Origin of the sequence: Algoriphagus ratkowskyi (assembly GCF_002150505.1) — a bacterium.
Classification (GTDB): Bacteria; Bacteroidota; Bacteroidia; order Cytophagales; family Cyclobacteriaceae; genus Algoriphagus; species Algoriphagus ratkowskyi.
The window spans coordinates 1-20,897 of the sequence record NZ_MSSV01000002.1 but is presented as its reverse complement, the minus strand read 5'-3'; the positions used below and the strand labels follow the sequence as shown (position 1 = coordinate 20,897).

Here is a 20,897-nt window from a genome sequence, read left to right as displayed (position 1 = left end):
GGAAATTAGATTTTTAACTTTTAATTAATTTGAATTCATCATAATCTCGAATGTAATCACTTTCGGAGTACACCTCAGAAGCCAAGACAAGACAAACAGATCCAGAAGAAAATTCAAACAATTCTCTCCAGATCCCAGGTGTCACCAGTAGTCCATAATCAGGCCTGTTTAGTCTGACGATTTTCTTGTTTTTGCCATCATCCAGCATTACTTCAAAACTACCTGATACTGCTACAATTAACTGATGAAGGCCTCTGTGGGCATGTCCACCTCTTTCTTCGCCCCCAGGTACATCATAGAGGTAATAAATTCTCCGTATAGGAAATGGTAAAGTTTCATTACCAGTAACCACAGTAATATTACCTGCCCTATTATGAACTTTGGCCAAAGGTAGGATGGAACAATCAAAAACTGTTGAATTTTTCATTGCGAATTTTTGAATTTTAAAAATTCCTCATAATCACGAATATAATCTTCAGAGGAAAAAGTAGTCGAACTTACTACTACAGCAACGGAATTTGTGGAAAAATTTTCCATTTGCCTCCAGATTCCTGCTGGTATAAAAAGCCCATAGTAGGATCTATTGAGTGAATAGATTTTCTTTTCTTTCCCATCATCTACCACGACATCAAAACTCCCTGAGATAGCGATAATAAATTCTTCCTGCTGTCGAAATGAATGCCCTCCTCTAACCTGTCCACCTGGAACATCAAAAATCCAATAGGTTCTATTTATTTTGAAAGGGACGTGACTAAATTCTTCCAAAAAAGATAGGTTTCCTCTTGGGTCTTCAATTTTGGGCAGATTGATGAGTTTAACCTCGCTCAAAAAACTTGTTTTTTCCATGCATTCGCGATTTCAAGACGAATTAACCTTATTTTTTTCAGAAGGTCAAAATATTAATCATATTGCTTCATTATCATTATAATCTTGGATTGAATTGATAAATAGTAGTAACGTATTTAAAATTCCAGTCAGTTTCGAAGTTTTAGCATATTTCTTGCTAGCAAATTAGCCTTAAGAAATGTGATTTATCAGATCTATGTTGACTTCGGATAGCTATAATTGGTGTTTTTGATGATTATTGCCTTACTTTTGAATAAAATTCTGAGAATCAAAAAATGAATTTCCTTCGTCTCAAACATTTTGTCATTTTTTTATTTTTTATTCAAATCCAGAGCATTTCGGCTCAGACTAATTCCTCGAACACTTTTAATCCAAATAGAGTCTGGAACGATTTCCTTCCTAGTGCCGATTGTTTCTTTGAAAGTGATTTTACTAATAATTTCAACATTAGGCTAGCGGCAGAGTCTGCACCAGATGTGGTAACCTTTGCTACGCCTATGGTTGGAGACATGACAGGGGATGGTATACCTGAAATATTGATTTTAGCTAAACCAACTAACAAAGAACGTTTAGGTTTCAGCTGGTATGAATGGGACTATCTTGAGGAAGGTAAATATGGATCTGTTACTTATATTACTCGGGATATTAATGTTTACAATTATCAAACTGGTCCCCCTGACCAACTTGTACGAACTGGTATTGTAAGAACTCCGGACCTTCATTTTGAGGGACCAAACCCTTTTTTAATTGCTAAAATCCCCCAACTCTCAAATGAACCGCTGGTTATTGTTGCGACTTCTCATCTTCAGACTACTCCTGGATATGCAAAATATAAAAGTAGACTGATTGCATATAGATTAAATAACACTGATGCAGATGACTATGTGTGGATTTCTAAAGAAGAATATGGTAAAAATGTTCCTAATGGTTCCACGGGAGTTCAATATAAATCTGGAGCTGCCCCAGGAATTGCCGATTTCAATGGCGATGGAATACCTGAAGTATACATCTACAATGAGATATTTAGTTTAAAACCAGCGGATAATGGTAAAAAGCTAACTGATGGGGGAGCTTTTGGACAAGGGGTACAACTTACCAGTTTGGGTGGGGGGTCGATGAGAGGCGGTTCAATCGGGGTATCTGTTGCGGCCGATGTGATTCCCGGGGGAAATCTGGAATTGGTGGCAGGGAAATCTGTTTATGAATTGGACGGGAGTTTTAATATAATTAGAAGAATTGACGCTCCAAATGTAAACGGCCAAGCGGCTCGAGATGGCTTTACATCCATAGCAGACATCAACAGGGACGGTGTATTGGATGTGATTATCACTACTGCCAGGACTGATGTGCCCGATTCCAGATTGGTCTATGTATGGACAGTAAATGGAGGTTCAGGAATATTAATTGCCCGGCAATCTATTTTAGATGCAGGAGCTGGAGTCGATAAAGGTAATGTAAGAGCAACAGGTCTCGCTTTTATTGGGGATATTGATAAAAATGGAACTCCGGAAATCGGATTAACATCTCCATTAAGACTTTGGATGTTCTATTATGACGGGACTACTACCTTGAAGTCAAAATGGACTGGTCCTTTAATTACTGCTGATAGGTCTGGCTATACTTTAATTACCATGTTTGATTTTGATCAGGATGGAAAGCAGGAACTTGTTTACAGGGATGAATCCACGCTGAGGATTATAGATGGTTCCGGAGCCAGTCCTACTATAAAAAGTTCAATTCCCGTTGGTGCAGCCACTGCGGGTGATGGTGCAGTAATAGCGGATGTCAATCAGGACGGAGAAGCAGATATAATCGTTACCAATCAACATGGTTTCGTCGGGAATATTCAGGACGGGTATTTCGGTGAGCCTTATGCTAAGCTTGCAGTGTTTAGATCTGATGGTAATCCATGGGCTCCTTCTAGAAGTGTTTGGAATCAGTATGCTTACTTCAATTTCAATGTGAATGATGATCTTACCATCCCAGTTCCTCAACTGAACCATGGTACAGTAGCTTCTGTTTTCTTTCCCAGGTTTAATGCTTTTGGTTGTTTGGAAGGTGATGAGCAACCCTTTAATAGTTTCTTAGTACAAACGACACTATATAACGATGCTGGGTGTAAAATCACCGGAGACCCTCTGATGGATGCCCAAATTGAGTTGGATCAAGCTAGATTCATCTGCTATACTTCGGGACCCCAAATCGAATCGATATTTACCATTACGAATGCAGGTAATGCTTTACTTCCGAAAGAGACACCCATTTCGTTTTATGTGGATAATGTATTTATCCTAGTAAAAACCTTAGCACAATTAGGTTTGGGGGATATTAGTCCAGATCAAAGTGAAGAAGTAACGCTTGTTTTGGATAGTTCGGTTGCAGACAATTTAGTCAGCGGCTCCCAAAAGTTAAAAGCAATTATCAATTGGGATAATGCATCACAGAAATTTGTCTATGACGAATGTATTTATGATAATGAATTCATTGCGCCAATTATCTCAAGACCAGTTTATGAGGTTGAGTCCCCGCAACCTGTTTGTGAAGGAGAATCAGTTTTTCTAGAGCCTAAAAAATCCAGCTATGTTGACCCAACAACCGGTGTCCCTGTTGAGTCTGTAGAAAGTACTCAGCTTAAGTGGTATAAAGATAATGTTAGCGGCTCCCCAATTACAAATGGTACAATTAATGGAGTTTCTTATACAATAGACCCAATTAACTTCAGTCTTTTGATTGAAGGTTTGCCTGCATCTTCTAGCGAACAAATATTCATTTTGGTAGACGGTTGTACCGGGCGTAAAGTGTCTGTCCCTGTGACGGTGAGTCCCATGCCAGCTATTTCATTCGAAATTCAGGATGTACTCTGTAATGGTGAAAATACAGGCCGAATTACAAATATAATCGGAGATCAAAGCTACTTGTCCTACAGTCTCGATGGAACTACTTTTATTACCGGTAACCAACTTAAAGCCACTAATTTTTCAGCTGGAATTTTTACAGTTACTGTAATAGCATCTCAGAATTCCTCAGCATCTTGTGAAGCTACTTTCACATTTGAGATTACAGAGCCTGATCCTATAGTATTAACAAATCAAGTAATTACGCCTCCATCTTGTGATCTGCCTAATGGTACGTATTCAATAGATTTTGAAGGAGGAAAGACTCCTTATAAACTGACACTAACTAAGGGTAGTGGGGTCATTGAAACTGTTTCAAACCTTCCTACAGGCACTTACACCAAATCCGATCTTGCTCCGGGATCATATTTATTTACAGTGACTGATGCAAATGGATGCACGATATCTGATCCATTTATTCTCACAAATGATCCCAAACAGTCTATTAACATTGTGTTGGCAGATCAAGAAATATGTGAAGGTCAAAATGTGACCCTAATACCTGAGATAAATACTGGTGGAAATCCACGTGTTGTTACATGGTTTTATGATGCACTGGGAACCACAAAGCTAGTCAACGGGCCAGATCCCAAAAATGGAAATATTTCTTACACCATAACTGGAGAAGAATTAGTTATTTCGGGCCTCCCATCCGGAGCAGCCAAAGAATATTATGTACGTGTTTCAGGCGACTTGTATTGCCCTATTATTGAAGCAGTTTCTATTACCGTACTCCCTCCATTAACGGTGACGATCACCGCAACCGAAATTATTTGTTTCGGAGATTTAGTGGACATTACAGCTTCTGCCACTGGAGGTGATGGAGATTTCTTGTATAGCCTGAATGGTGGAGCAACTCAGTCTGAAAGTATTTTTAAAGGTGTATCTGCTGGAGATTATACTGTGACCGTTACTTCAGCAAACTGTACTGTTACCTCTGACCTGGTCTCAGTGAAAGCACCCCCTGCACCAATTACCTTACAGGGCGAGCAGACAATTATTGGAGCATCTTGCAATGAGAGTAATGGAATCATCCAAAATGTGGTAGTAACTGGTGGTTGGGGTAACTATACTATTGAATGGAAGAAAGACGATCCCAATACAGGTACTGTAGTGGGCAATCAGATTCCTGAAATTACTGGATTGGCAGCAGGCAATTATTTTTTGGTTGTAAAAGATTCAAAAGGATGCGTTCAAGATTTTCCTTTTGTAGTGAATCAACAACCGCTACCTGATCTCGAGATTGCTAATGTGGCAGTCTGTGAGGGGGAAGAAGTTACACTAATTCCAGTTCAAACGGTTTCTGGAGCTTCGCAAACGGAGCTGATATGGTATAAAGATGCAGCTGGCTCTATTCTTTTGTCACAGGGTATAGATCCTAATAACCCAGCTATTACCTATACTATTTCTGATGAAAGTGTATTGCAGATTCAGGGGCTTCCAGCAGGAACCTATACTTATTATCTTGAGATAGTTTGTTCGGGGGAAAGAAAACCTGCAACAGTAGTTGTGAGCGCTGCTCCGAATCCAGTTATAGAGAAAACGGATGTGGTATGCTTCGGAGAGTCAACAGGAAAGATAAAAGTTACAGCTAATTCAAATGCTAATTTCCTTTACAGTGTAAATGGTGCAGCTCCAGTTAACCAATCAGCATTAGAAGCCTTATCATTTGCGGTGGGGGATTATTCTATTGTAATAACTGAGACAGGCACAGATTGCTCTACAACTGAGGAAATAACTATTGATCAACCGGAAGAATTAATCTTCAAAGAAATTGACAAAGTAGATCCGGCATGTGGAGTTGATGACGGAATTATTGAGTTTGAAATTGGAGGTGGATTGAAAGCCTATGGCATTACGATAAACAAACAGCCACTTTCAGGGTATCAGGTAACAGAAAATGCCAATGTATTTACTGTTTCTGATCTTGCTGTTGGGCAATACGATATTCAGATCACCGATGCAAATGGATGCATAGTTGTTGGACAGTTTATATTGGTGGAAGATAAATCCAATACAGTTGAATCTAAGGATCTGGATAAGTTTATCTGTGAAGGTGAGGTTGCCATTTTTGTGCCTGAACTTACGATTACAGGTTCAGTTACACCTAAGTTTACATGGTTCCTTGATTCAGACATGACTCAACCAGTTACTGCCAACTATACTGCTGGTGGAACTGGAGTTATGTATGAAATTGATCCGGCTACAGGTCAACTTTCCATCCACAACCTCAGCTTGGGAGCTGAAGATTACTTCCTGCAAATTACTGATGAAGCGATTTGCACGGTTACTTCAAAAGCGGATGTAACGGTAAGTGCTGCTCCGAATCCAGTTATAGAGAAAACGGATGTTGTATGCTTCGGAGATTCAACAGGAAAGCTAAAAGTTACTTCAAATTCAAATGCTAATTACCTGTACAGTGTAAATGGTGCGGCTACAATTAACCAATCAGCATTAGAAGCCTTGTCTTTTGCGGTGGGGGATTACTCTATTGTGATAACTGAGACAGGAACAGATTGCTCTACAACTGAGGAAATAACTATTGACCAACCGGAAGAATTAATCTTCAAAGCAATTGACAAAGTAGATCCGGCATGTGGAGTTGATGACGGAATTATTGAGTTTGAAATTGGAGGTGGATTGAAAGGCTATGGTATTACGATAAACAAACAGCCACTTTCTGGTTATCAGGTAACAGAAAATGCCAATGTATTTACTGTGTCTGATCTTGCAGTTGGGCAATACGATATTCAGATCACCGATGCAAATGGATGCATAGTTGTAGGACAGTTTATATTGGTGGAAGATAAATCCAATACAGTTGAATCTAAGGACTTGGCTAAGGTTTTCTGTGAGGGAGAGGTTGCCATTTTTGTGCCTGAAATCACGATTACAGGTTCAGTTACACCTACGTTTACATGGTACCTTGATTCAGAATTAACTCAGCCAGTTACTGCCAACTATACTGCTGGAGGTACTGGAATAATGTATGAGATTGATCCGGTAACAGGTCAGCTTTCCATCCACAATCTCGGCTTGGGAGCTGAAGACTACTTCCTGCAAATTACTGATGAAGCAATCTGCACGGTCACTTCAAGAGCGGATGTTACAGTGACGATTTCTCCAAACCCTGTTCTTGAAACAACAGACATTTTATGTTTCGGAGAGTCAACCGGAAAAATTAAAGTAACAGCAAATTCAAATTCTAATTATTTATATAGCGTAAATGGTGCCGCCCCAATTAAGCAGGCAGCATTGGAAGCCTTAGAATTTGCTGCGGGGGATTATACCATTGTAATAACCGAGACGGGCAATGATTGCTCTACAACTGAAGTAGTAAAAATTGCCCAACCTGAAGAATTAATCTTCAAGGCAATTGACCAAAAAAGTCCTGCTTGTGGAGTCAATGACGGAACTATTCAGTTCGAAATAGTAGGCGGAACGGAAGACTACATCATCACGATAAACAATAAACCACTAGCAGACTATAAAGCAGTTAAAACTGATCAGGTGTTTACTGTTTCTGAGCTTGCCTTAGGACAATACGATATTCGGGTTACAGATGCGAATGGTTGTAAGGTTGTAGGAGAGTTTACATTATTGGACGATAATTCCAACACACTTCAATCCAAAAATCTGGATAAGGTTTTCTGTGAGGGAGAGGTTGCCATTTTTGTGCCTGAAATCACGATTACAGGTTCAGTGACACCTACATTCACTTGGTTCCTTGATTCAGACATGACTCAACCAGTTACTGCCAATTATACTGCTGGTGGAACAGGAGTAATGTATGAGATTGATCCGGTAACAGGTCAGCTTTCCATCCACAATCTCGGCTTGGGAGCTGAAGACTACTTCCTGCAAATTACTGATGAAGCAATCTGCACGGTCACTTCAAGAGCGGATGTTACAGTGACGATTTCTCCAAACCCTGTTCTTGAAACAACAGACATTTTATGTTTCGGAGAGTCTACCGGCAAAATTAAAGTCACTTCAAATTCAAATGCTAACTATTTATATAGCGTAAATGGTGCCGCCCCAATTAAGCAGGCAGCATTGGAAGCTTTAGAATTTTCTGCTGGGGATTATACAATTGTAATAACTGAGACGGGCAATGATTGCTCTACAACTGAGACAGTAAAAATTGCCCAACCTGAAGAATTAATCTTCAAGGCAATTGACCAAAAAAGCCCTGCTTGTGGAGTCAATGACGGAACTATTCAGTTCGAAATAGCGGGCGGAACAGAAGATTACATCATCACAATAAACAATAAACCACTTTCTGGTTATCAGGTAACAGAAAATAACAATGTGTTTATTGTTTCTGAGCTTGCCTTAGGACAATACGATATTCGGGTTACAGATGCGAATGGATGTAAGGTAGTAGGAGGATTTACATTGGTGGACGATAGTTCAAACACACTTCAATCCAAAAATCTGGATAAGGTTTTCTGTGAGGGAGAGGTTGCCATTTTTGTGCCTGAAATCACGATTACAGGGTCAGTGACACCTACATTCACTTGGTTCCTTGATTCAGACATGACTCAACCTGTAACTGCCAATTATACTGCTGGTGGAACAGGAGTAATGTATGAGATTGACCCGGTAACAGGTCAGCTTTCCATCCACAACCTCGGCTTGGGAGCTGAAGATTACTTCCTGCAAATTACTGATGAAGCGATCTGCACGGTCACTTCAAGAGCGGATGTTAAAGTGACGATTTCTCCAAACCCTGATCTTGAAACAACAGACATTTTATGTTTCGGAGAGTCAACCGGAAAAATTAAAGTCACTTCAAATTCAAATACTAACTATTTATATAGCGTAAATGGTGCCGCCTCAATTATGCAGGCAGCATTGGAAGCCTTAGAATTTGCTGCGGGGGATTATACCATTGTAATAACCGAGACGGGCAATGACTGCTCTACAACTGAAGTAGTAAAAATTGCGCAACCTGAAGAATTAATCTTCAAGGCAATTGACCAGAAAAGTCCTGCATGTGGAGTCAATGACGGTACTATCCAATTCGAAATAGCGGGCGGAACGGAAGACTACATCATCACGATAAACAATAAACCACTAGCAGACTATAAAGCAGTTAAAACTGATCAGGTGTTTACAGTTTCTGAGCTTGCCTTGGGACAATACGATATTCGGGTTACAGACGCGAATGGATGTAAAGTTGTAGGAGGGTTTACTTTGGTGGACGATAGTTCAAACACACTTCAATCCAAAAATCTGGATAAGTTTTTCTGCGAGGGAGAGCTTGCCATTTTCATACCTGAAATCACAATTACAGGTTCAGTGACACCTACATTCACTTGGTTCCTTGATTCAGACATGACTCAACCAGTTACTGCCAACTATATTGCTGGTGGTACTGGGATTATGTATGAGATTGACCCGGTAACAGGTCAGCTTTCCATCCACAACCTCGGCTTGGGAGATGAAGATTACTTCCTGCAAATTACTGATGAAGCGATCTGCACGGTCACTTCAAGAGCGGATGTTACTGTGACAATTTCTCCAAACCCAGTACTTGAAACAACTGACATATTATGTTTTGGAGAGTCTACCGGAAAAATTAAAGTCACTTCAAATTCAAACGCTAACTATTTATATAGCGTAAATGGTGCCGCCCCAATTAAGCAGGCAGCATTGGAAGCCTTAGAATTTGCTGCGGGGGATTATACCATTGTAATAACCGAGACGGGCAATGACTGCTCTACAACTGAAGTAGTAAAAATTGTCCATCCTGAAGAATTAATCTTCAAGGCAATTGACCAAAAAAGTCCTGCATGTGGAGTCAATGACGGTACTATTCAATTCGAAATAGCGGGCGGAACGGAAGACTACAACATCACAATAAACAATAAACCACTTTCTGGTTATCAGGTAACAGAAAATAACAATGTATATACTGTTTCTGACCTTGCCTTGGGACAATACGATATTCGGGTTACAGATGCGAATGGATGTAAAGTTGTAGGAGGGTTTACATTGGTGGACGATAGTGCAAACACACTTCAATCCAAAAATCTGGATAAGGTTTTCTGTGAGGGAGAGGTTGCTATTTTCATACCTGAAATCACAATTACAGGTTCAGTGACACCTACGTTTACATGGTTCCTTGATTCAGACATGACTCAAGCAGTTACTGCCAATTATACTGCTGGTGGTACTGGGATTATGTATGAGATTGACCCTGCAACAGGTCAGCTTTCCATCCACAATCTCGGCTTGGGAGCTGAAGATTACTTCCTGCAAATAACTGATGAAGCGATCTGCACGGTTATTTCAAGAGCGGATGTTACAGTGACGATTTCTCCAAATCCTGTGTTAGAAAAATCAGATGTTTTATGTTTTGGAGAGTCGAACGGAAAAATTAAAGTAACTGCAAATTCAAATTCTAAATACCTATACAGTGTAAATGGTGGCGCCACAATTAAGCAGGCAGCATTGGAAGCTTTGGAATTTGCTGCGGGGGATTATACCATTGTAATAACCGAGAATGGAACTTCTTGCTCTACTACAGAAAAATTAACTATTGCCCAACCTGAAGAATTAATCTTTACTAAAATTGATCAGAAATCTCCTGCTTGCGGACTTGACGATGGAATGATCAAGTTCAGTGTGAGCGGAGGTGTTAAGGATTATATCATTACTGTAAATAATCTACCTTTATCGGATTTTGACTTTACACTAGTCAATGAAAAGTATACTATTCAGAAATTAAAACTGGGTCAATACGATATAGTAATTACTGATGCAAATGGCTGTAAGCTTTCCCAACCTTCAGCTTTTATATTGATAGATGATAATTCCAATTCTGTAGAATCAAAAAATTTAGCGGTTACTATTTGTAAAGGTGAGGAAGCAATCCTGATTCCTGAACTTGTGATTAAAGGGTCTGTAACGCCAAAATTAACTTGGTATGCTGATGCCGCCTTGACCAAAGCCATTGTAGCTAACTATTCTCCTTCGGGTACAGGTGTGATGTTTGATATTGATGCTACCACTGGGAAATTGACAGCATACAATTTGCCAGTAGGGATAAACTCCTATTACCTTGAAATCACAGATGATAAGATTTGCGCTTTAAGTTCTAGAGCAGACATAACGGTTACGGATATTCCTTCCCCAGAATTTAGTATAACTGACATCCTATGCTTTGGAGAGAAAACAGGCAAAATTAAAGTTTCTGCTGGATCAGATCCCACACTACTTTTCAGTATTGATGGTGCGCCAAGAATAACCTTAAATCAATTGGAGGCTCAAATCTTTACAGCTGGAACATATCAGATTAAAACTTTTTATGGTAATGCTACTTGTGGAGATCTTCAAACAATTGAAATTATTCAACCTGATGAGCTTAAAATTGAAAAGGTTTCATTTCTCAATTCTAGTTGTGGTGAAAATAACGGGGAATTAGTATTTATCATTTCTGGAGGAGTAAAAGCATACACTGTTTTAATTAATGGTCAGCCCCTTTCTTCTTATTCGTATGCTGAGGAAAATAACAGATATGTTGTCAATAAATTAACTCCAGGTAAATATACCATTACCTCCAAAGATGCGAATGGCTGTGTAGCCCCTGCGGCCGTTTTTGATCTTGTAAACCTAGCTGCTATGCCAATTACTGCAAAAGAAATGGCAGCAGAGGCTTGTGAAGGTTCTGTAATCAAATTTACTCCCGATTTCAATTCAGGTTCTGTGAATCCTACCAAGCGTTGGTTCACAGATGCGTCCCTTACCAAGGAGGTTTTGAGCAATTATAATCCTACAGGAACCGGAATAATGTATCAGATTGCACCTTCGACGGGAGAGCTTTCGGTTTATAATCTTTCGGCAGGGAACCACACATATTATTTACAACTTAGCGATCCGCAGATATGCACCATATCTGTCAAGGCCATTGGAACTGTCAATGCTGGGATTACGGGAGAAGCAGTTGCCACTGGAATTGTATGCTTTGGAGATATTACCGGAAGTATTTCAGTTAAAAATTTGAATGGAGGAAGTGGTAATTACGAGTTTAGTCTTGATAATATTACATGGCAAAGTAATCCACTGTTTGAAAACCTAAAGGCAGGAAGCTATAAAGTTTATGTTCGTGATATTGGTGGACAATTACCATGTCAACTGATAATACCAACAGTGATTGTAGAAGGTCCAGCCAAACCTATCAGTATTAATCCTGATCCTTCGATAATCAATGCTTCTTGTGGACTTCCAAACGGAATCATAAGTAACATTGCTATCACAGGAGGATGGGGAGCTTATCAAGTCGAGTGGAGAAAAGATTCTCCTACAGGTACTTTGGTGACAGGAAATTTAAACACGGCTGAAAACCTAGCGCCTGGTAAATACTATTTGATTGTAAAGGATTCTTTAGGTTGTTCCGAAGTTTTTAATTTTGAAATAACTGCTCTGAAAGATCCATTGTATTCAATTGTTAAACCAGCTGATTTTTGTGCGGGTGAATCCATCACCTTAGAAGCAATTAATTCAGTATCTGGAGCAGCAACTACTAACTACGTATGGTCAAAAGGTCCAAATAGACAAAATCCTATTGCAGCGGGTACAGATCCAGTTATTCCATCCGCTAGTTATTCTTTGCAAGAAATTGATTCGCGATTGTTGCTTGATATTCAGGGACTACCAGCAGGGACTTATAAATACTACTTGTTTATAGAATGTACTTCACAGGAATTGCTATTCGAGTTTACAGTGAAGGCAAGTCCTGTTCTTGAAATTGATAAATCTGACATTTCATGTTTTGGAGCAAAGGATGGGAAAATCTTTGTAAAGAGTGGCGGCTCGTCTGATTTCACTTTCAGTATTAACAATGGTCCATCAATCACTCAAACCGCACTTGAATCAACGAAATTCCAGAAAGGAATTTACAAGGTTGTGGTGTCAAATTCTATTGGATGCTCATCACAGGAATACACTATTGAAATTAAAGAACCAGCCTTATTAGAGATCACAGATTTGACCTTTAAAAACAACGCTTGTGGATCCCAAAATGGAGAAATTAATGTGAAGTGGTTGGGTGGAACTGCAGAATATACGGTGCAGTTACTTCAAAATGGAAATGTAATCAGCAGCAAGAAGGTTTCAACATTAGCAACTAGCTTTAATAACTTAGCTTCCGGGTCCTATGAAGTCTCAATCCTAGATGCAAATTTATGTTCGATAAAAGGTTCTGCTCCAATAGAGATCGTAGATGGACCCTCTGAAATAATCGCTGATGATTTGTCAATTTGTGTAGGTGATATTGCAATTATTCAACCTAAAGTAATTCCTGAAAATGTTAATGCAATTTATTCATGGTATTGGGGCTCAATATTGCCAGCTAACAAACTCAGCAACGGGGATACAAGAGGTGCAGTTGATATTCAAATAACTTCTTCCGGGGAGATAAAATTGGCTGGTATGGCAGCAGGGAATAATCAAACACTATGGGTTACTGTAAGTGGAGCTGGTATTTGTGAAGGGGATGAACATAAAGTATTGGTGTCAGTAAAGAACGCCCCAACTTTTACGGCGACAAGCAAGGATGAACTTTGCTATGGTGACGGTGGAAGTATTCAGATCACTTCAGCAGATTTAATTAATTTGGAGTTCAGTCTTAACTCAGGTGCATTTGCTAAGTATCCAAATGGACTAATCAACAAGTTGGTACCAGGCACATATACACTTCAGGGAAGATATTCGACAGGATGTGTAACTAATTTTGGACAGACAATTACCATTGTAGGTCCATCAAAACCATTGGGTTTTGATGATTTTAAAGTGATTTCTTCTTCATGTAATGCTCCTGATGGAGAAATATCAGGAATATTGGGTGGAGGTACTGGGCCTTACACAATAAGCTTAAATAATTCACAAGGAGTAAAAGTAAGTCAGGATATTCAAAGTCCGACAGGTGTATTTAGCTTCTCAGGATTGTTGGCTAACTCTTATCAAGTTGTAGCGATTGATCGTAATGGATGTCAGATAAGCGACAAAGCGGTTCAATTAACAGAGAAAACCACTGTGATCACAGCTGATGATGTTACCATCTGTGAAGGAGAAACTGCTGTCATACAAGCTTCATATAGTCAAGATAGTCCCAATGTAATTTTCAATTGGTTTTATGATAAGGCATTAACGAAACCTGTACTACTCAATGCCTCAGCAGATTCATTTGGAGCGCAATATGAAAGTACAGATCAAGGTAATCTAAGTATCACATCTCTACCGGCTAGGAATGCCCCTTATTCGTATTTTATCCAAGTTGCTGGACAGGGTATTTGCCCTCCAGAGGTAAAGGAAGTTAAAGTTAGGGTTTCACCATTACCAACATTGAGAGTGTCTAATCCATCTATCGTTTGTGATCCTGATCAATCTGTGGATTTGACCCAATTCATTGAAGGTTATAACCCAAATATCTTTGATTATATAGTTACCTCACCTGTGGGAGTTAGTCTCAGAGTAGATCAATTGTCGGCTGTAAATGTGAATGGGTCTTATATAGTTCAAGCCGCATTTAAGGGTAATTCATGTTTTACTCAAATCGAAAAAATTGCAGTTATCATCGCTACAACTAGAGTTCAGTCCTTATTTAATTATCAGATTGAAATCAGTAACACCAATATTTTGGTGAATGGTGATGTTCAGGTTTTTGAAGATGTTGATTTTGTAGATGCCTCAAGTGGAGAAGTAATTATTTGGAATTGGGAATTTGGCGATGGAAATACTAGTAATTCTATAAACCCAACACACCAATACACTGAACCGGGACAGTTTGTGGTTAAGCTGACTACTATAGATAAATATGGATGTACTTCTGAATACCAACGCGTAATAGATATTTTCAACGATTATCAGATAATTATCCCAAATGCCTTTACGCCAGATGGAGGTAAGAATCAATATTTTATTCCTAAGTATAGAGGAATTTCATCCATGGAGTTTTATGTATTTACTACATGGGGAGAACTTATTTTTGAGGCGAACAGTCTTGAAACTATAGGTTGGGATGGAACATTTAGAGGTAAGCAAGCCATTAATGGTAATTACGTATATAAAGCTGTATTTAAAACTAGATCTGGAGAGGTCGTTGAAAGAGCCGGAGTCTTTATATTGATAAGATAGAATGAGTTGATATTTCTAGAATAACCCCCGGCCAATCCTGGGGTAAAAACCAATACACAATAGGAGCCATGAGGGGGCGAAACTTAATAGTTTCGCCTTTTTATTGTTATAGCTTCAGGTTATTCTCATTTATTAAAAGCATTAGAAATTTAGGAGAGTTTTTCAAGAATATCATTTACAATAAGATTCTTGGAATTCCCACTATTCATGAACTTAGATGTAGCCGATAGTAGGTGAATTGAATGATCCGTGTAAGCCTAAAAAACAGCGTGCTTTTTTAGCGACGTCCTTCCAAAGTTTTAAGCAGGCAGGATCATGGTTTACTCTCAATTCTTATGATTTTAGATTATGAATATCCGCTTTTCTACCAGTAAGACGTCAAAACAATGTAAGATATATTAAACTTAAGAATTGAGGCCACTTCGGTCTTTGGTCATCGGTCTTCCAACCTGATAAGCAAAGAATCTAAGGTGACTGGCATCATTGCGGATAATCATATTTAAGATTATTCAGGATTATCTAGATAGATTTCGGGTGTTGCTGCTCAAAGAAAAAATGCAAAGAATAATTCCGAGTTGTGGTTTTCCTCCTATGTCTCACATTTTTATAGGTTCAATACGCTCCATCGCTATGCTGGCCAAATCAATTCCTTTTGGTATCTCTGCTTTTGTTTATTTGTGAGGATTTAAACCACTGTTATGGAGAAAAGAATGGGTGCTCGCAGACTATTTAAATTCGTAGTACTGACAGCTTGTCTGCTGGATAATTCCCCGTTTTCCTAGAAGGTATTTTGCATCGCTGTTCGCGCACTGCCGAAGAAAAAATTCATGGAATATACTGAGAATTGCCAGCTAAGAAGGATAGTTTTGCGGAAAATAGGGCCAGTGTATGGGACATAAAAAGACCCCGAGATACTCAGGGCCTTTTTGTTTCGGCTTATGCCTTGATTAAAACTTAACAATAGATCAAAGTTCAGTTCTTAAAATCAAAATAAAAATACCCTATGTAGGGTATTTTTTGCAGTTTGATAAGGTTTTTTGCCTGATGGTTACACTTAAGAAATCATTGGTTCACTTATTGATATATGGATATTTGAAAAATAGCTGTTAAAAAATTCCATCGGTTGACCGCTCTCGTGGTGCATAAACCGCTCAGAAGGCATTTAAATTTGTTAACAAAAAGCATTTTTGATTTGGAAGAGCATGTGTGACTTAATCATATGATTTTATTTACTTTGTATCAAAATCAACTAGTGGGGATTGACCCACTCTATAAAATTTAAAAAAAAACCTTATCACTTAATCAAATCTCAAAAATGAAGCAAAAACTATTCACTAATTCGATTAACCGCTCGCTTATGATAGCCGTCGTTGCCATGTTGGCTATGGGTGCTTGTAAGAGTAAAAAGAAAGCTGCACAACCTGCGCCACCAGCACCTGTTGAGCAAGTACAACAACCAGCTCCTCCTCCTGCACCTGTTTCTTCAGCTGAAGAAGTCGCTGTTGGTAAATTGGAGAATTATTTCAATAGCGTAGCTAATGCTAGCAATGCAGCTATGGCAAATCAGACGATTCAGGAAGCACTTGCTATGTTCTCAAATCAGGAAACTCCAGTTTTGATCGTGATTCACGAGGAAAATGGTATCAAGGATTACGATGAGCCTACTACAATTAAGAAATACTTGGAGTACTTGAAAGACACCAAGAAGAATCTTAATTACATCAGCGATATCCGCATGGACGCTAATGGCAAAGTCTCTGAACTAGAGCTGAGAAGAAAGTAATCGATCATCAGAAAAAATCACCTAGGTTATCCAGCATGAGTAATATTCAATGAAAAAGATGACTATCCTTAATTTGAGATTCCGTAGGACCCCATAAAAGAAATTAATAACATTTGAAATCGAGCATGAGTTATAGTCATCCATAGAATAGAGATGATTATCCTTGATGAGAGATTCCATGTGACCATCACAAAGAAATTATATACACATGAAAAATAAAATGATCCTTTTCCTGGGCTTATTCCTTGCTACATCGGTAAGTGTATTCGCTCAGTCTGAAACAATTAGCCCTGCTAGAAAGCAAGCTATTGATTCGCTTGCACTTGAGAAAGTTAAAGATCTAAGTAAGTATATCAGCATCATCGGTAGCAAAGAGACTCAATTCTCTGAGGCAAATCGTGTAATGGACCGTGCAGAAGAATTGTTCTCTCCAGGTGCTGAAATGGGTGTGTCCAGTATTAACACTAACGAAATTGCTTATTACAAAGTAAGACGTTATTTCGAGCGTTTGATGGCTTTGAACTACGATAGAGTAAACATCACTTGGTACGATATTCAGTACATCTCTGACCTGGAAAGACAGCCTGACGGAAGATACGTAGGTGTTGTTACCGTGTTCCAACGTTTTGAAGGAACTTCTATTGAGACTGGAATGAACTACAAAGACACTACTAAGAAAGACATCACTATCTACGTTGAGAAGAAGCAAACCCAAATCGCTGGTAGAACCATCGAATTCTGGGACGTCATGCTAGGTGACGTGAGAGTGACAGAAACTGCCGCATGAGAATAGTAATCTTTATTTTTGCGATGTTAATCGCAAGCATCTCAATTGTCTCGGGGCAGGGCATAGGCAGCCCCGGGACAATTAAAGATGATGGCAAGTTCGCTGCCTCTACCAAACAACTAAACCAATTCTTCAGAAGATTTAATGGAGAGGAATCTCCTACAGATGGTAATGTTCGCTATTATCCAACTGACTCTGCCTACCATAGTGTGTCACTGAGAAGAGGGTTTCTACAAATACTTTTTGATAATCAGACCTCCTCAGTAAATCCGGAACTGAAAAAACAGTTTAGTGATATTGTGCTTTCTGCTAATTATCCTCAATACCTTAATTTTCATCGCGAAGGTTGGTACGCTGAGGTGCAGGCAGACTTTATTTATAAAGGAAAAAGAGAATCTGCAACGCTAATTTTGAAAATTCAATCCGAAGGTCTCGGGTATGAATGGGTCATAGAGGAGGTTTCATTTGCTCCATTCAAGAATTTATTTAATAAACCAGTTGGCGACTCAAAAGATTTTCTTCACCCATTAAGTCATGAACTTGGGTTTATGAACCTACGTAGAGCATTCCAGGACTCAAAATTACCGGAATCCTTTACTGAAAGCAGTTTTAAACCAGATTACCTAACCCTGTTTTTGTACGAAATGAAACAGAATAACCTCCGTTATGATACCGTAACAGATGTAAAATTTCACTTCTTCCAAATAGATGGCTGGTATTTTGAAGTAAACCAATTTAATCGCCCTGGTTTCAATACAGGCTGGTTGATATCAAACCTTGTTAAGCTTAACCCTGGCGATAAGGATACTATTCAGAAATATATTTATGATCAGAACTAAGACCATTTATCTAGGTTTATTGTTGTTCAGTCTCCACTTCTCTGGAATAGCTCAGACTATTAAAGGCTATACCAAGGCTGAATTAGACGAATATTCCTCCAAAGTAGAAGATCAGGTTCGCTTCCTGGAATATCTACTCAATACCATTGGCTCTAAGGAAACTCAGCCAAGAGATAAAGATGTGGTAATTCGCGAAAGCTACTTGAAGATTTTCCGTGATGGAGAAGTGCAGGTAGAAGATGACCTTCTGTTAGATAGAAAAGTTGTGACCAATAAAAATGTCACGGCATACTTGAAGGACATTGAATTCTTTTATAAAGATGTCAACTTCAAATTCAAAATAAGAGATATCAAGCCTCACCAAATGGAAAATGGGGATGTGTATTTCACTGCCTCACTTGATAGAACCATTACCGCTGTAGGTATTAACAACGAAAAAATCACTAATACAAAACCTCGTTTTGTAGAAGTTAATTTGAATAGTAAAACGCAGGAATTGAAAATTGCCAGCGTATACACTACCAAGGTCAGCCGAGATGATGAATTGACGGAGTGGTGGGGAGTACTTGACCCGCACTGGCAAGCTTACTTCAGAGACCGATTTGCTTTAAGCACTTTCGATTCCATCAACCTGGAACAACTGTATAAGTTCGTCGAAGTAGATTCTTTGGATATTTCCGGATCTGATTCCTTGCTGAATCTTAGTCCTATGGAAGCGATGCGCAACCTGAAGTATGTGAACCTCAGCAACACCAAAATCACTAAGCTAGGACCCATTTCCAATGTAACCTTCTTGGAATACCTAGATGTGTCAAATACGCCAACTTCTGATATCCAGTTTATTAAGTATTCAGACCGCCTTAAGCATCTGGATATTTCAAGAACGAAAATTCGGGATATTAGCGAATTGGTGAATTTGAAATCTATACGCTCCCTCCGGGTTGAAGAAACTCCGATTATGAGTTTCGCCATACTGAATCAATTCGACAGTCTAAAAAGCCTATACATCGCTCAAAGTGGATTCAATAATACAGAAAACATCAAGGACCTTACCAAATTGGAAGATCTGGACCTGAGCAAAAATTACATTGTAAACTTTAGCCAATTGGCAGATTTAGTTTCTCTTAAGAATTTAAATTTGACCGAAACCAATATTCAGGATCTTTCTCCTTTGAAAGACCTAAATAATCTGGAAGTTCTGGATATCACTGGTACAGAAGTGGCTGATATCTCAGCACTTAATGGCAAAACAGAATTGAGTAAGGTGCTCGCAGACGAGACTAAACTGTCTGTGATTGCTTCTGATAATTTTATCAGAACAAACCCCAAGGTCTTGTTGATTCACCACGTGAAAGATCTGGAAAGCTGGTGGGCTGGATTGTCAGAAGCATGGAAGGCTAGTTTGAAGAAAGCAAACCCAAGCATTACCTCTGATTCTCCTAGCGTAGAAACACTTACTGCCACCATAGGATTGGAAGAATTGGATTTAAGTGGATCAGGAATAGAATCTCTAAATCCTATCACAAGATTTGTGAAACTTTCAAAGGTTGATTTCTCTGACAATCCTATCACTGAAATCGTTTCCCTCAGCGAAGTAAAAACCTTGACAGAAATTACAGGTAGAAACTCACAAGTGAAGGATATCTCACCATTGAAATCCAATGAGAATTTAATCAGGTTAGATCTTGATGGAAGCCCAATTACAAGTATTTTGGATGTGAAGTATCTTCCTAATTTGACATATTTGAACGTCAATAATTCAGAAATATTCACTGAAGAGGTTCCTGAAATCAGTAACCATAAGTCGAATCTGACAATAATTTACAGAACTGATGAATTGAATTCTTGGTGGGAAGCGCTAGACGGATCGTGGAAAGAGATCTTTCACAAGCAGTTTACACTTTCAGAAAACCCAACTACAGAACAGCTTCATGCATTGACCCAAAAGTCATCTCTGACACTGGAGCGAGTTTCAGTAAATGAAATTCAGGCTTTAACAGCATTTGTCAATCTTCGTTCACTGCTCATATTTGATGCTCCTATAGCTAATATTGCGCCGATTGCAGAACTCAAGCTATTAGAGAAATTGAAAATATCGCAGGTGCCTGTAGTTGATTTCTCTCCATTGAGGAGCCTAACTAATTTGGAAGAACTTGATATCAGCAACTCTGGAATTGAAGACCTAGATCCGATTTCACGACTCTCTAATCTGAAAATTCTAAATATTTCTGGAACCAACTTGAAAACACTGAAAGGATTGGAAAGCTTGATAAAGCTAGCTGAACTTGATGTAGCTAGTACCAACCTACGCTCTCTGAAGCCTATTGAAGGACTGAGCAATTTGAAGAAGCTATCTTGTTTCAATACTCGCCTAAATAGCAGAGCCGTTGACAACTTCAAAAAAGCAAATCCTGATTGTGAAGTAAGATATTATTAAGAAGTAATAGGGGATATGGAAGAGGTTAAAAGTAAGAGGTGATAAATAGGAGGTAAATAGTAAGAAGTAAAAAGTAAGAGGTATTCAAAGTCCCATAAAAACTACAATTCTGAATCTAGCAGAGCCTAAACTCCCCCTCTGAATTCGTATTCAAATTTGGAAATGAATG

Annotated in this window: 7 protein-coding genes; 5 read left to right on the top strand and 2 right to left on the bottom strand. The window is 38.9% G+C overall.

All coding sequences use genetic code 11. The features are described from left to right. Positions 1-13 precede the first annotated feature (13 nt). Positions 14-427, bottom strand: coding sequence for a sugar 3,4-ketoisomerase (locus BVH02_RS01865; RefSeq protein WP_086498287.1), 414 nt, complete (start codon positions 425-427; stop codon positions 14-16). Next, positions 424-846: a sugar 3,4-ketoisomerase gene (locus BVH02_RS01860; RefSeq protein ID WP_086498285.1), complete on the bottom strand. Its 423-nt coding sequence runs from the start codon at positions 844-846 to the stop codon at positions 424-426. The genes BVH02_RS01865 and BVH02_RS01860 overlap by 4 nt, the downstream gene beginning before the upstream one ends. Positions 847-1,121: 275 nt before the next feature. Between BVH02_RS01860 and BVH02_RS01855 the strand changes: the two genes are divergently transcribed. The 5 genes from BVH02_RS01855 (at position 1,122) to BVH02_RS01835 (ending at position 20,728) form a co-directional block, all read left to right on the top strand. Then, positions 1,122-14,882, top strand: coding sequence for a PKD domain-containing protein (locus BVH02_RS01855; RefSeq protein WP_086498282.1), 13,761 nt, complete (start codon positions 1,122-1,124; stop codon positions 14,880-14,882). A 1,315-nt stretch (positions 14,883-16,197) separates the two neighbouring features. Continuing rightward, positions 16,198-16,665 (top strand): nucleoid-structuring protein H-NS, encoded by a 468-nt coding sequence (locus tag BVH02_RS01850; RefSeq protein WP_086498280.1) that lies wholly within the window; start codon positions 16,198-16,200, stop codon positions 16,663-16,665. A 208-nt stretch (positions 16,666-16,873) separates the two neighbouring features. Then, complete coding sequence (locus BVH02_RS01845; protein WP_086498278.1) at positions 16,874-17,452, top strand: hypothetical protein; 579 nt, start codon at positions 16,874-16,876, stop codon at positions 17,450-17,452. Continuing rightward, positions 17,449-18,291, top strand: a complete 843-nt coding sequence (locus BVH02_RS01840; protein ID WP_086498276.1) for a hypothetical protein — start codon at positions 17,449-17,451, stop codon at positions 18,289-18,291. Before BVH02_RS01845 ends, BVH02_RS01840 begins: the two co-directional genes overlap by 4 nt. Next, complete coding sequence (locus BVH02_RS01835) at positions 18,278-20,728, top strand: leucine-rich repeat domain-containing protein (protein WP_086498275.1); 2,451 nt, start codon at positions 18,278-18,280, stop codon at positions 20,726-20,728. The genes BVH02_RS01840 and BVH02_RS01835 overlap by 14 nt, the downstream gene beginning before the upstream one ends. Positions 20,729-20,897: the final 169 nt, after the last annotated feature.